The organism is Hymenobacter tenuis (genome assembly GCF_054780495.1).
The window spans coordinates 1220426-1234680 of the sequence record NZ_BAAGWF010000004.1 but is presented as its reverse complement, the minus strand read 5'-3'; the positions used below and the strand labels follow the sequence as shown (position 1 = coordinate 1234680).

Annotated in this window: 13 protein-coding genes; all 13 read right to left on the bottom strand. The window is 50.9% G+C overall.

Going from position 1 to position 14255, the window contains the following annotated elements:
• Positions 1 to 25: 25 nt before the first annotated feature.
• The 13 genes from ACYVGU_RS18820 to ACYVGU_RS18760 all read right to left on the bottom strand — a co-directional run bounded on the left by ACYVGU_RS18820 (position 26) and on the right by ACYVGU_RS18760 (position 14253).
• Positions 26 to 3769 (bottom strand): sensor histidine kinase, encoded by a 3744-nt coding sequence (locus ACYVGU_RS18820; RefSeq protein WP_460623307.1) that lies wholly within the window; start codon positions 3767 to 3769, stop codon positions 26 to 28.
• A 101-nt stretch (positions 3770 to 3870) separates the two neighbouring features.
• Complete coding sequence (locus ACYVGU_RS18815) at positions 3871 to 4266, bottom strand: DUF983 domain-containing protein (RefSeq protein WP_460614188.1); 396 nt, start codon at positions 4264 to 4266, stop codon at positions 3871 to 3873.
• Positions 4259 to 4519 carry a hypothetical protein gene (locus tag ACYVGU_RS18810; RefSeq protein WP_460623306.1) on the bottom strand — a complete coding sequence of 87 codons (261 nt, stop codon included), beginning with the start codon at positions 4517 to 4519 and terminating at the stop codon, positions 4259 to 4261. Before ACYVGU_RS18810 ends, ACYVGU_RS18815 begins: the two co-directional genes overlap by 8 nt.
• A 70-nt stretch (positions 4520 to 4589) precedes the next feature.
• Positions 4590 to 5144: a DUF420 domain-containing protein gene (locus ACYVGU_RS18805; RefSeq protein ID WP_460614186.1), complete on the bottom strand. Its 555-nt coding sequence runs from the start codon at positions 5142 to 5144 to the stop codon at positions 4590 to 4592.
• On the bottom strand, positions 5131 to 5796 hold the full coding sequence (locus tag ACYVGU_RS18800; RefSeq protein ID WP_460614185.1) for an SCO family protein: 666 nt from the start codon (positions 5794 to 5796) through the stop codon (positions 5131 to 5133). Before ACYVGU_RS18800 ends, ACYVGU_RS18805 begins: the two co-directional genes overlap by 14 nt.
• A gap of 4 nt (positions 5797 to 5800) precedes the next feature.
• Positions 5801 to 6142, bottom strand: coding sequence for a cytochrome C oxidase subunit IV family protein (locus ACYVGU_RS18795; RefSeq protein ID WP_460623305.1), 342 nt, complete (start codon positions 6140 to 6142; stop codon positions 5801 to 5803).
• A gap of 95 nt (positions 6143 to 6237) precedes the next feature.
• A complete protein-coding gene (locus ACYVGU_RS18790) occupies positions 6238 to 7008 on the bottom strand; it encodes a cytochrome c oxidase subunit 3 family protein (protein ID WP_460623304.1) in 771 nt (256 codons plus the stop codon).
• 22 nt (positions 7009 to 7030) lie between these two features.
• Positions 7031 to 7618 (bottom strand): cytochrome c oxidase subunit 3, encoded by a 588-nt coding sequence (locus ACYVGU_RS18785; protein WP_460623303.1) that lies wholly within the window; start codon positions 7616 to 7618, stop codon positions 7031 to 7033.
• A gap of 109 nt (positions 7619 to 7727) precedes the next feature.
• Positions 7728 to 8579: a protoheme IX farnesyltransferase gene (gene cyoE / locus ACYVGU_RS18780; RefSeq protein WP_460623406.1), complete on the bottom strand. Its 852-nt coding sequence runs from the start codon at positions 8577 to 8579 to the stop codon at positions 7728 to 7730.
• 54 nt (positions 8580 to 8633) lie between these two features.
• Positions 8634 to 9716: a COX15/CtaA family protein gene (locus tag ACYVGU_RS18775; RefSeq protein WP_460623302.1), complete on the bottom strand. Its 1083-nt coding sequence runs from the start codon at positions 9714 to 9716 to the stop codon at positions 8634 to 8636.
• Positions 9717 to 9893: 177 nt separating this feature from the next.
• The gene (locus tag ACYVGU_RS18770) at positions 9894 to 11753 is read right to left on the bottom strand and encodes a cytochrome c oxidase subunit I (protein WP_460614179.1); all 1860 of its coding nucleotides are present in this window, start codon (positions 11751 to 11753) and stop codon (positions 9894 to 9896) included.
• Positions 11754 to 11778: 25 nt separating this feature from the next.
• Positions 11779 to 12837, bottom strand: a complete 1059-nt coding sequence (locus ACYVGU_RS18765; RefSeq protein WP_460614178.1) for a cytochrome c oxidase subunit II — start codon at positions 12835 to 12837, stop codon at positions 11779 to 11781.
• A gap of 90 nt (positions 12838 to 12927) precedes the next feature.
• A complete protein-coding gene (locus tag ACYVGU_RS18760) occupies positions 12928 to 14253 on the bottom strand; it encodes a quinol:cytochrome C oxidoreductase (RefSeq protein ID WP_460623301.1) in 1326 nt (441 codons plus the stop codon).
• Between the last annotated feature and the right edge of the window lie 2 nt (positions 14254 to 14255).

The window sequence follows — 14255 nt, the reverse complement described above, 5'->3', positions numbered from 1 at the left end:
TCATGATGGGAAGCGGCGCACAAGCCTATCCGGCCAAAGGAAGCTCGATGCAGAACAGAGTCCCTACCCCTTCTTCGGACTCAAACCAGATGCTACCGCCTGCACTTTCTATGCCGCGTCGAGCCACGGCCAAGCCAATTCCCGAACCTTTCTCCTTGGTCGTGAAGTTGGGCACGAACACTTTATCGCGCGTATCTGCCGGAATTCCTGTCCCGTTGTCTTGAATACAAATCCGTACCTTACCTGAATCCTGTGGCTCTAAGCGTACTTCCACCTCTGGCTCACGACCGATCGGAATGGCTTGCAGTGCATTGATGAGTAAGTTGTTAAAGGTGCGCACTAGCAAACTTTCATCGGCATACACCATGTAGCGGCCCAGTTCCGCATCGTTGGGTACCACCAGCCGGATGCTGCCTTCCCCAACGTTCCCTTGGTGCAGCCCCACGCAACGCTTCAGAATGGGGGCCACATCCAGCCGCTCGGGGCGCATGGCTGGCAGGTTGGTGAAATTGCTGAAGGAGGTAGCAATATCCGTCAGAACATCAATCTGGGTGATAAGCGTCTGTGACACTTTGTTGATCAGCTCGTCTAGGTTAGGGCGTTGGTCCTGGATGGCGCGCTGCAGAAACTGTAGGCTCAGCTTCATGGGCGTGAGCGGATTCTTGATTTCATGGGCTACCTGCCGGGCCATTTCGCGCCACGCGGCTTCCTTTTCTTGAATGGCCAGTTCCTCTTTGCTTTCCTCCAGCTTCAGCAGCATTTGGTTGTACTCGCGCACCAGCAAGCCAATCTCATCCTCCGATTCATAGGCCAGCATCTCGTTTTGGCCGGTCAGGGTCGTCTGCTTTAGCTTCTCCGTGATGAGTTTCAGTGGTTCCGTCAGGATGCGGGAGGCCAGGAAGGCTAGCACCAGAAACAGGATAAACATCACGGTGAAGATGTTCAGAATCGTTGAAATCAACTCTGTAAGCTTGTTATCGAGGTCTTTTTCGGAGTCGAAGAAGGGAATGCCAACGTAGCCCAGTACCGGACCCGGCCGCCCCTGTTGCACTAGGGTAGCGCGTAGCGGCAAGTACAGGGCATTAAACGAGAGTGTACCGGCTTGTTCCGTGAGGAGTATTCGCGGCTGCCCTTCCTCCGTCAGCGCCGACACGGCCTGCGGGTTCATGAGCGTGCTCAGCAGGCTGGCCTCAAAAATCAGCGGCTGGCTGCTCACCAACAGCTCTCCGCGGGCATCGTACAGGTTCAGGTCGGTTTCGGTTAGGGCTGATACGTTTTCGGCCAAATCAACCAGATCGGCCCGGTTAGAGGAATCCGTCAGCAGGTTGCTGTTCTTCAGCAAGCTTTCCTGCACTGCCTGCCCCCGGCGTTGGTACGTGCGCAACAGGTCGCGCTTGTAGGAGTTGGTAACCTGGCTGGCAATGGCAATGCTCACCACGATAAGTGGCACCAGAATACCAAAGTTGATAAAGAGCTGAATTTTAGTACTGAAGTTTGTGTGCAGCAGCTCCCGATATTGGCCGCGCACCAGCAGAAACACGCCCATTAGCAGCAGGCAGCAGAAGCTGTGCAGCAGAAAGAGAAACGAAAAGTTGGAGAGCCAGTCGGAGAAGGAGTAGGTAGATGTAGTTACTACCACTACTCGCTCCGGCTGCCCTGCGCCCCGAATGGCTAGCTGGTGAAAGCCGTTTAGGGCCACGCCAGTGGTATAAAACCGCGAATCGCGGAACAAGCTAGCTGGCAACCGATTCACGTAGTCAAAGTCGCCTTCACTGTACACTAGCTGCCCATTTTCATAGCCCGCGTAGCTGAGCTCCGTCCCTAGCTTGGGCCGGAAGTACTTCTGATCAACTAATAGCTCTGGCACCACGCTGTTATTGGTGAGCTTCTTGAGCTTCAGCTCCAGTACAATGGTGCTTGCTTCGGAGCCGGTTTCAGGGTCCAGCTCAGGAGTAGGCACGGCTACAAAAGCCACGTAGCGCCGCGAGCTAAAGGAATTTCCGCCCCGAATGAGGTAGATGTTGGGGTGGTCAGTGGGGGTAGCGTTTTGCAGCAGAAACTCGCGGGTTTGCTCCAGGCTGCCGCCCACTCCTACCCCACGGCCCGCCGGGTTAAACAGGATGACCCGCACTTCATACTTATCAAAATAGTCGCGCAGGTAATACTTAACGACCTTTTGCCGAATCAGGTCTTGGTTAACGAATGGGCTGGCCAGCATCGTCCGGAGCACGGGGTCAGTGGCCATTTCCTGTCCGCGTTCCACTAGTAAGTATTCTCCCTTCAAGTCATTATCCTCCAGCAGATTGCTGGCCAAATCCTGCTTGTTCAGCTGCAGTTGCCGGTTAAAGTGCTCATACAGGGCTAGTGCTCCTACTGCTGAGCTAACTCCCAGCATCAAAAAGATAAATAGGTAGATCTGGTACGAAAGCACCACGCCGGCCGACCGCAGCCCCGTAAAGCGCAGTACCAGGAAAAACAGCAGCGCAATACCTAGCAGCGTGCAGTGCACTAGCCCCCATACCAAGCCCGCCGACAAAAAGCCTACGGCCGTGCCAAGTAGCAGCAACAGGGCCGCATTACGGCTGGATGGCCGCACAATGCTGATGAACACCCTTGATAAGAGGTAGAACGCAACCAGGTACGCGCCCGTGTGCAATACAATAGCCAGCAAGAGCAGCACCTTAAACGTGCTGACCTGGATATCCTGCGTGATGTCCAGAATAAGCTGTGAGTTGCTGAACGTACTTGTATAGAAATCGAATAGGAGCTCCAGCAAGCCATAAAAGCACAGCACAATGACCGACCCTGCTACAAAGCGCTGCGGCAGCCGCCGCAACTGCTGCGTGATGCGCAGCAGGCCGTAGCGCCGAAACAGCAGCCGGAGATAGTACGCCATTATCACCAGCAGAATGGCATTCAGCAGCAAGTCGCCGAGGGAAGGCGACAACCAGGAGGCGGCATACACCCTAGGATCAAAAAGCCGCAGTTCGATAAAGGAAAACGGCAATCCAAAGTATAGCAGCACGGCACGAAAAGCCGTTAGCGGCAGCACCACCGCCAGCGCGCCTACTAGCACCTCGCCTTGGCTAAACCGCTGGCGTGCCACCACCCCCCAGCCCGCCAAGTAGAACCCGAAGCCTAGCAACAGCAGTACGAGCGGCAGGTATTTACCCGTAATAGGGTCAGCCTGCAGGCTTTCAATAGAAAAAAGGTAGTTGCCTTCGTTGGATACCAGTCGTGGCCGGTTAGAATTCTTTTTCTCGATAATCAGACGCACATTCTGCCCTTGGAAAATCCCTTGCCCGTTCCCGTCGCGGAGGTAGCGGTTGCTAATGCCGTAGCTTATTTCCAGCGGGATATAAGTCAGCACGATGTATGCGCCTTCCGTATGGCGCAGCACCAGAAACTTGCCGAAGCGCGTTTCCACCAGCCGCTCGTGGTAGCGCTGCAGTGCTTGCTCCGAGTCGGGCCGCACGCTATGGTCTGACCAATAGATGATCTGCTCACCTTTAAAAACAAAGGTCGGGTACGACGTATGGCTGCTCAGGCTCTGAAAACTCACTTGCCCGGTAGCCAGGCGCTGCAGTACCTCCGTCGATTCCCGCTCCCCCGTCAGTTCGGCCTCCATTAGCAGTTCCTGCAGACGCGTGGCCGAGGCCTTCAGCACTAGCTCCGGATTCTGGCTGTACCGGTTGCTGATATACGCCCCGGCAAAGCAAAGCAAAGCCAGGAGCAGCAACAGAACCGGAGGACGACGCAATAATTTCAATGGGGCGAGCGGAAGGTGAGAAAAGGATAGTACAAGCTTGATACCAAACAAAAATGCCGCCCGAAGGCGGCATTTCCTAGCTATGGTAAAGCGAGTGATACTTACGGGCGCGGCGCACTGTAGCGTTCATCATACCGAACCCCACCAAACAAGTACAGCATCAGGGTGCGGGAGTACCGTAAGCTTAGCGGCGTGAGCAGCAAGGACACCACTGCCACGGCCGATATATAGACCCAAGTATCCGGGTCGCCGAGCAGGTAGTACACCGCAAAACCCACAACCAGCATGATACCGGTAGAAAAGGCAAAGCTGATGTACATAGCTCCCCAGTAGAATCCGGGCTCCGGCTCGTACACCTGCCCACAAACCGGACAAGCCGCAGGCATTTCGGTGAAGTGTGCAAGGTTAGCAGCCGAGTGCGTGAACAGCGGACCCTGATGGCAGCGCGGGCAGCGCTGTTGCAAAATACCCAACAGGGCGGAGCTGTTATTAGCCATGTGACGCTTTTTTCTTTTGCTGACTATGACGGTACCAAAAATAACCTACCGTTCCGATGAGTACGTAAGGAATCGTCATCAGATACAAAATGCCTTTGTTAAGACCAGTCGTATCGTACCCATCCTTTTCCTGACGCGAGGCTTCCACCTGGGTTTTACACATAGTGCATTGCGCCTGCACATTTAGGGGCAATGCACTTAGCAGCACACCTAGCAACAGCGCCAACATTCCACTACACAGTATCTTCTTCATGATTTCGTCTGATTTCGTTGAAAGGATAACGACCGTATGTATCACGGAAGTTCGCTTAGCGCCTTTGGGTTTACGTGTAGTACGGGGCAATCATGAAATACACAATAACGCCCGTCACCGAGACGTACAACCACACGGGGTACGTCCAGCGAGCAATGCGCCGGTGCTTCTGAAACTGCTCCGTAAGGGCGTAGTATAGGGTAAACAACACTAGGCCCACGGTAATAGCAGCCAGCAGAATATGGGTAATCAATATGAAGTAGTAAACGCCCTTAATTAGGCCTTCTCCGCCAAATTTGGTACTAGGTACCTGAGAGTGATACGCCACGTACGAAACCAGAAACAAGGAACCCAGCAAGAACGCAAGCCCCATCATGGCCCGATGCCGCGCCACATTTTTACGCCGGATAAAATAATATCCGATTACCAAGAATACGGCCGTTAAAGAGTTCAACACCGCATTCACAGCGGGTAACATCCTGACATCAACACCCGGAATGACGAACACGCCCGGAAAAAAATACAGGATGGCAACAGCAATGGGGATAATAGCAGCCAACGCTGCCATTATGATTTTGTATTTGGTGAAGCCGGCCGGATTAGCAGCTGAATCAGGGGTGTTCATAGGTGTAAAGCAACACTTCAATTTCGGTGATGAGGCGGTTCATGTCCCGTTCTTTAGTGCCATCGTAACGGCCCCGTACGTGTCCGTTGCGGTCAACCAGGAAAACTTCCTGGTTGTGCCCTAGGGCTGAATTGGCACCAGCAGGCAGGGAAACTCTAAACTCCTCACTAGCTAACCGGGAAAGTGCCGATTTGTCTCCGGTCAGGAAAAACCATTTGCCGGCAATAGCGCCGTACTGCTCTGCATAGCGCGCCAGTACAGCCACCGAGTCTTGGGCAGGGTCAATAGTGAAGGAGGCCAGCCGCACCCGCGCATCTTGCCTGAATTTCTCTTGTACTCGCACTAGCTGGCCATTCATTCGCTGGCAGCCGCCAGGGCACGCCGTGTAGAAAAAGCTGGCTACATACAGGCCTTTATCTCGCAGTTCGGTTCCTGACACTTCCCTTCCTAGCTGCGACGAAAACCGAAAGTCTCCAATTTGGTGGAAAACAGTATCGCGCTGCCACTTTCCGTCAACCTGGGTGGAGTCCACTCGGTCGGGCAGGAAAGTTGGCAGCGCGTAACGGTTTGTGCCGAAGCTTTTCAAGAAGAGAAAAGCCAGAACCGGAACCAGCAGGATGAGGCCCAACACCAAAATTTGTTGGGGCCGCATACGATTAGCGGAGCAGGTTCTGAACTGCTTCGCCGATGTAAGAGCCTTCAGTAATCAAGGCTACCAGCAACCAAATCAGCAGTGCCATCGGAATCAAGATGGTCCAGATCAGGCCTTTGGTTTCATGCTTCAAGTGCATGAACTCAGCCACAATGAAAAAGGCCTTGAAGATAGTCAGGATGATGAAGATGGAATTACGCATGGTGCTTGCCGGCATAACGTAGGCAATAACGAATTCCAGGGCCGTGATGGCCGATATAATCCAGAAGGTTTTCCAGATCCAAGCAGTATTGGGCTTTGGAATCTCGTCGGCTGGACCGTTATGGGGAGTTGCGTGCTGGGCCATTAGTATAAATGCTGAGTGGCGAATGGATAAGAGCTGAAATCTGGCTAACAACCTATGCCAACCAGATTTCAACTTTTAATCACTCAAGATTTCAATTAAACGAGGTAGAAGAAGGTGAAGACGAATACCCACACCAAGTCTACAAAGTGCCAGTATAGGCCAATCTTTTCCACCATTTCATAGTGTCCGCGCTTCTCAAACGTACCATTGGTAGTGGCTATAAAAGCCCAAACCAGCAGGCAAACACCCGAGAATACGTGGGTACCGTGGAAACCAGTGATGAAGAAAAACAGGTCAGCGAAAAGCACTGGCCCATATTGGTTCATGGCCAGATTAGCACCGTGAAATACGGTACCATCGTTCATCAGAGTACCTTCTTCAGTACCCGTAATGAAGTGGCCCCACTCCCAAGCCTGGCAGCTGAGGAAAGTAGCACCAAATAAGATAGTCCAGAGCAACCATTTCTGCACGTCCTTCTTGTCGAAGCGATGACCTGCTTCTACGGCCAATACCATCGTCACGGAGCTGAAGATGAGGATCATCGTCATCAGCGCCACAAAACCTAGCGGCAAGTGGGTACCGTGCAGGCCAGGAAAGGCATCAAATACCTTTTCCGGAATGGGCCAGTACTCGGTTGAGAACTTGAAATTCTCTGCTGTGCCGCCGTAAACTTCGTGGCGGTGACGGATCAGACCGTAAGTAGTCAGGAAGGCGGCGAACGTGAAGGCGTCCGACAACAGGAAGAACCACATCATCAGCTTGCCGTAGCTCGCTTTAAATGGCTCGTTCCCGCCGTCCCAGGTGCCGGTGCGCGGCTTATCCAGGGCGGAATCAGAAATTACCTGCGTCGTGGAAATGGTGGACATAGCGTGCGGGGGTTGACAAAAATCAATGGTTCAAAAGTAGGAACAAATACAGGTACAACCAAAGCGCGCCTAGGAAGTGCCAGTAGATAGTAACGTTGCCAACAGAGAGCATCTGACGGGAATGCACCTGATAGTTAAAGCTTTTACGCAAAACTACCAGCAGAAAGATTAATCCCGTAATCAGGTGAAATCCGTGAACACCAGTTAATACATACAGAAATGAGCCAGAAGGGTTGGCATCTGTTCCACCAAAAAAGATACGATTGTCTACCAATTGCCCCCACATTAGGTACTGGCCAACCAAAAAGGCTACTCCCAGCACTAGGGTCAGGATAAGGCCCAACCGCACTTGCGTAAGTTCATCTTTGCGCGCTGCAAACCACGTCCACTGCACAGTGGCCGAGCTGGCGATAATCAGTAGGGTGGTAATCAAAAAGCCAGAGGGCAAATCGAACTCCAGCCAGTTGCCCTCCTCACGGCGCACAATGTATGCGCTGGTGTAGGCGGCAAAAATCATGGTGATGCTCACCATCATTAGCCACAGTACAAAGCGCAACGGATGAATGCCGGTAGCGGGCTGCTTAGAGGTCAATGCTTCAGAAGGATGCATATCGTTGAAAAATCAGGAATACGAAAAAAAGAAGTAAGCTGCTCTTATAACATCGTTGCTAGGGTGTTTGTCCCGGTCAACTGCGCTTACTTTTTACTTCTTGTCTACTTTATATTTTGTCCAGCACCAGAGCTATTTGCACGATAGGCAGGTACAGAAAAGAACCAAACATGATGCTCATGGCGGCCTTTTTACTGACGGTGCGCATGAGGTAAAATGTCTGCATCAGAAATAGGACTCCGCAAATAGCCGCCACCATCGGATATGTGGTATTCGTCATGCCGAAGTAGAACGGCAACAAGCTCAGCGGAATTAAGACCAGCGTGTAGGTCATGATCTGGAAAGCAGTGCGCAGATCCTTTTTTCCAGGCGTAGGCAGCATCTTGAAGCCGGCTTTCTTGTAATCGTCGTCCAATACCCAAGCAATGGCCCAGAAGTGTGGAAACTGCCACATAAACTGTATTCCGAACAGGATCCAGCCTTCCGCTCCCAGAAAGCCAGTGGCTGCAACCCAGCCAATGAGTGGTGGCATCCCCCCCGGTATAGCGCCTACAGCTACGCATATAGGAGAAATAGTTTTGAGCGGGGTATACACGAACCCGTATAGAATCAAGGAAACCAGCGACAGCGCCGCTGCCAGAGGATTAAAATAATATGCCAGCAAGCCAAGGCCTAATCCCCCCAGGATAATCGTGAATACCCATGCCTCTTGCACGCTCAATATTCCCAGTGGCAAAGGGCGCTTTGCGGTGCGCTTCATCAACTTATCCAGATCTATTTCGAAGACCTGATTGATGGTATTGGCTGAGCCCGTCACGGCTAATCCGCCTAACATCACGAGTACCGCACGCCACAAATCCAGTTCATGGGCTCCCAGCAGGTAGCCGATGGCACTAGAGAATGCCACCGTAAGCGCCAGCCGGAATTTGATTAACTGAAAATATGCCCTAGCCTTAGTCATCAACTGCTGAAACAGGTTGCGCGGCGAAAAAGTCCGCCAAATGGGGCCGCAAAGTTACGCAACAACGGCCGTAGTAGCCACCTGCTGCTGCAACTTCGTGGCACGCTGATAGGCTACCAATGCTAAAAACTGTGCTCCAAAGAGCATAGTAGCCAATGTGAGATGAATTGGCTGTGCTGCAGCCGGAAATGAAAAGTATGCCAGGACAATGCCAGCCAGTATCTCCCCCCCTATTAAGCCTAATATGGCCGTTGCTAGGTAGTGTAACTGCCGTGAAGCGAGCTGGTATAGCCGATAGGCTAAGTACACGTTAATGAGCAGCAATAAAGCTGAAAACGTACGATGAAACCGGAAAGAACTTCCCAACTGCTCCACCCATTCAGCTCGGTCAAGGTAATTGGCCGCAGAAGCCACCAAATCAATCTGCTCCCGCACCTGAGTGCCTAGTACGATTTGACCAAACGTCAGCACTATAGCCACCCATAACCAAGCAGTCAGTCCAGGCACACTGTGCACTCGCTCCTGAACCTCATTACTAGCATATTGTGATCGATCAACTGCATACAAGAGCATGGCCACAATAAGCAGAGCCAGTCCCATATGGATTGTGACCATGATGGGCAACAGATTGGTTGATACTACTAACGAGCCTAGCCAGCCTTGTACTCCCGTCAGGATAAACGAACCAAATGCCAACCAGAAGACTGCCCGGTCAAGCTTCCAGTAAGGCAAGGAAAACACTAGGGTGAGAAATACAAACACCCCTATCAGTGCTCCTACTAGCCGGTTTATGTACTCAATCCAGGTTTTGACAGGGTTGAAATCGGTCTCGATATACTGCGTAGGATGCGAAAATATGTCTCCTGCCACTTGATGGAACCCTAACTGCTCTAGTTTAGTAGCTAGTTTTTTGTTTTTCTCTACCCGTTGAGCAGTATAGATTTCCTTGTAATTGGTTGGTAACTGACTGATATGAGTTGGCGGCACCCAAGTACCGAAACATTTGGGCCAGTCAGGGCAGCCCATACCAGAGCCCGAGCTCCGTACAATACCGCCCACCAAAATCAATACATAGACGGCTACCACCGTTAAAATTCCAACAAACCGAAAGCGACGTACAAACGCAGGAACTACCATGCTCAATGTGACTATGCAAGGGTGATCATACTACAAACCACTTGAGAGGCAGTTTGCTTAAAAAGAAAAGAGAAATCCGGGCCGGCTGCGCCGAAGCTGGATTTCTCTGTATAGGAAATGAAAAAGGGCCGCCGTTAGTACAGCAGCCCTTTTCATATTATAAGAGCCTAGCGGCTACTACTCCATCTCTTTCTCATAGGGCAGGTTGGAAGCCTGCGTCTGCGAGTATGGTACGTGCTGGGGAATAAAGTCCTCAGCTGCACCGGGCTTGCTGTAGTCGTAAGGCCAGCGGTGAACAGCTGGAATAGCACCAGGCCAGTTGCCGTGACCAGGTACTACCGGCGTAGTCCACTCCAGCGTCGTCGAGTTCCAAGGGTTCTCGGTAGCACGACGGCCGCGGAAAATGCTGTAGAAGAAGTTGAAAATGAAGACGAACTGAGCGAAGAAAGCAATGATTGCCGCAGCTGAAATGAATTTGTTCAGATCAGCAAATTGGCTGAATGTATCAAAGCCAGTCCAAGCGTAGTAGCGACGGGGGAAACCGGCAATACCTACATAGTGCATTGGCAGGAACACCAGATATACACCTAGGAAAGTCAGCCAGAAGTGAATGTAACCCAGCTTCTCGTCCAGCATACGGCCGAACATCTTCGGGAACCAGTGGTAAACACCAGCAAATAGACCGAAGAAAGCCGAAGAGCCCATTACCAAGTGGAAGTGAGCTACCACGAAGTAAGTGTTGTGCATTTGGATATCCAGTGCTGCGTTACCTAGTACAATACCAGTAAGACCACCAGCAATGAACAAAGACACAAAACCGATCGAGAACAACATAGCCGACGTGAAGCGGATGTTACCACGCCACAGTGTAGCAAGCCAGTTGAAGGTCTTCACAGCCGAAGGCACTGCAATAATCAATGTTAGGAACATAAACACCGAGCCCAAGAACGGATTCATACCCGTTACGAACATGTGGTGAGCCCATACAATGAAGGAAAGCAGCGAAATACCGAGGAGTGAGCCAATCATAGCACGGTAGCCGAAAATAGGCTTACGAGCATTAGTGGCTAGAATCTCAGATACCATACCCATTGCAGGCATGATAACGATGTACACTTCAGGGTGACCTAGGAACCAGAACAAGTGCTGGAACAAGATCGGCGAACCACCTGTGTTTGGCAAGGCCTGACCTGCAATGTAGATATCGGATAGGAAGAACGAGGTGCCGAATGAGCGGTCAAAGATCAGCAGCAGTGCAGCTGAGAAAAGCACCGGGAACGACAACAAGCCCAGGATAGCAGTCAGGAAAAACGACCAGATGGTAAGCGGCAGTTTGCTCATGCTCATACCCTGGGTACGAAGGTTAATAACCGTCGTGATGTAGTTAACACCACCCAGCAGCTGCGAAACAATGAACAGTGCCATTGATACTAGCCACAACGTCTGACCAGCTCCCGAACCGGGAATAGCCTGAGGCAAGGCGCTCAGCGGAGGATAAATTGTCCAGCCAGCAGAAGCAGGGCCTGTTTCAATGAACAGAGAGATAAACATGACAACACTGGAGGCAAAGAAGAACCAGTAAGAGAGCATGTTCATGAAGCCTGATGCCATATCACGGGCACCAATCTGCAGAGGAATTAGGAAGTTGGAAAACGTTCCGGACAAACCAGCCGTCAGTACGAAGAACACCATGATGGTGCCGTGCATCGTAACCAATGCTAGGTAGAACTCGGGATTAAGCTTACCAGCTTCAATCCACTTACCTAGGAAAGGCGACAACCACTCGAAAGTAGATTCGGGCCAGCCCAGCTGCAAACGAAATAGGCTCGACAGCGTACCACCAATGATTGCCCAGATAATGCCTGTAATCAGGAATTGCTTGGCAATTACTTTGTGGTCAGTGCTGAAGACGTACTTCTGCAGAAAGCTCTGCTCGTGGTGCTCGTCGTGATGCGCGTGCTCATCGTGCGAAATACCGGGCTCGGTTGCCCCGATACCACCTTGCACTTGCGCTTGATTGGAAAAATTAGCAGCCATAGTAGAAGCGTGCAATTAAATTAGATTAGAGCGAAGCCTTTGCGGCAGTAGGAACTACGGCAGCAGCTCCATTCTCAACCAGTTTCTCCGACTTCTGTTTGAAAGAAGCTAATACTTCTGGGTTTTGCTCAGAGAAAGACTTTTGCTGACCAAACCAAGCTACATAGTCATCTGGTTCGTCCACCACAATGTTCAGCTTCATTGCGAAGTGACCACGACCGCAGATTTGGTTACAGGCTAGCTCATAGGTGAATTTAGGATTACCTGTCTGAGCACGCATTTCGTCGGTAGTCTTGGTAGGAGTAAACCAAAACTTGGTTGGCATGCCCGGCACTGCGTACATCTGCACACGGAAATGAGGCATATATACTGCGTGCAATACATCACGCGAACGGATCTTCAGTAACACGGGGTGCCCTTTGGGTACGTGTATCTCCGGAGCCACAAAATCATCAATGCCATTCTGGTCACTCAGGTCGAAGCCAAATTCATTCGTAGCATCAATGAGGCGGTAGTTAACCAATCCTAGTTTTTGGTCACGACCGGGGTAGCGCACAAGCCAGTTGAACTGCTTGCCCATTACTTCCACCACAATAGCGTCTTTAGGGGCAGGGCCCGTAATTCGAGACCACTCTTTCCAACCAGCAAACACAAGTCCAGCCATTACAATGGCAGGAATCAAAGTCCATATAACTTCAATTTTGTTGTTGTGAGGAAAAAAGAATGCCCGACGGCCCTCTTTATGCTGATACTTGTAAGAATACACAAATAGCAGCACCTGAGTCAGAGTAAACACGATACCCAGGATAATCATGGTGGTCCAGAACATCCGCTCAGTGGCATGGCCATGAACCGAAGCAATGGGTGGGTTCATCTTATCATAGTTGTCCATGAACGACCATGCAAAAGCAGCGCCGCCAACAACTAGAAATATTACGAACAAGATGGCGTTGACACGGTTGCTGATGCCTACTTCTCGGGAAGAGCTACCCGAGAAGATAGAGGTCAGAATCTGGAGGCGGAACAACAGGCCGAATACGACCAGTAGCAACGCCAGCACCAGAAGAATACCAAGAGCAGTCATACTGTAGAGGAAGTTAGATGCTAGAAGCCAGAAGCCAGAAGCGTAGTAAGAGTTCTTACGTAGTGGCTTCTGACTTCTAGCTACTAAAATTTAGGTAGTGTGGTGAACGCTCTCGTCTAAGAACGGATGGTGAACCGGAACCAAAGAGGCTTGCGACAAACGCTTGGTCATTAAAATCAGGAACGCTCCCAAGAAAATAAGCGCAGTCCCGATTTCAATTATAAACCCGTTGTCGGCCTTCATTGTTCCGGGCATCAGCATTAGATAGAAGTCTGACCAGTGGCCAACCAAAATGGCAATGCTCACGATTTTCATCATGATCATTTGACGCTTAGCATCACGTGTCATCAACACCAAGAAGGGGAATACGAAGTTGATTAACAGGTTGCCAAAGAACAGCCAAGTATAGCGTCCACCGAAGCCTCCTAGACGCTGGTTAAAGTAAACCGACTCTTCTGGTAGGTTGGCGTACCAGATCAGCATGAACTGCGAGAACCATACATAAGTCCAGAAGATACTGAAACCGAACATGAACTTACCCAAGTCATGCAAGTGACCTTCTTTTACAAAGGGAAGGTAGCCAGCCTGTTTCAAAAGGATAGTACACAAGGTCACAGCAGCAATACCTGATACCCACCACGAGGCAAATACATACCATCCAAACATGGTAGAGAACCAGTGCGTATCGACTGACATTACCCAGTCCCATGCAGCAATCGATGATGTAACGGCATAAACTACCAAGAACATTGCCGAAACGTTGATGCTTTTATGGAAGTACTCCGTGCCACCGTTCAGGTCTTCGGCCAATGATAGATCACGAAGTCGCTTGGTGAAGAACGCCCACAAACCCAAGAACAGAACCATCCGAATCAGGTAGAAGGGAATGTTCAGGAAGCCTGATTTACCAGCTATGATAGCATCATAATTGGCATTGCCTTTTTCCATGATACCTGGCAGAGTCCAGTGAAAAAGATCATTATTGATCAAGCTTACCAGGAAAACTGCTACCATGATTACCAAACCGGGAATTAACCAAGCACTTAGTGCCTCATTAATACGCTTGATCAGAACTGACCAGCCAGCATATGCTACATATTGGATAGCCATGAAAACAGTACCAATAGCAGACACTCCGGTAAAGAAGACGTTATTATGCCATAGGCTTACAATCAGTCGCTTCAGCCAGGTAGGACTTCCGTGATGCCCTTCAGCAGCTCCGGCACCATGGCCAGCGCCATGAGCTGCGGCTGCACCTTCGTGGTGCTCAGCACCGACACCAAATGCTGCCATAAGCAGACCAATGGCTAGCACTACAACACCAGCAACGATGATGGTAATGAATTTTTTTCTAGCGTTCGGCGAAACCTCCAGGTATTCAGCCGTAACGCTTTCTTGATGCGTCAGAGTTGCCATAG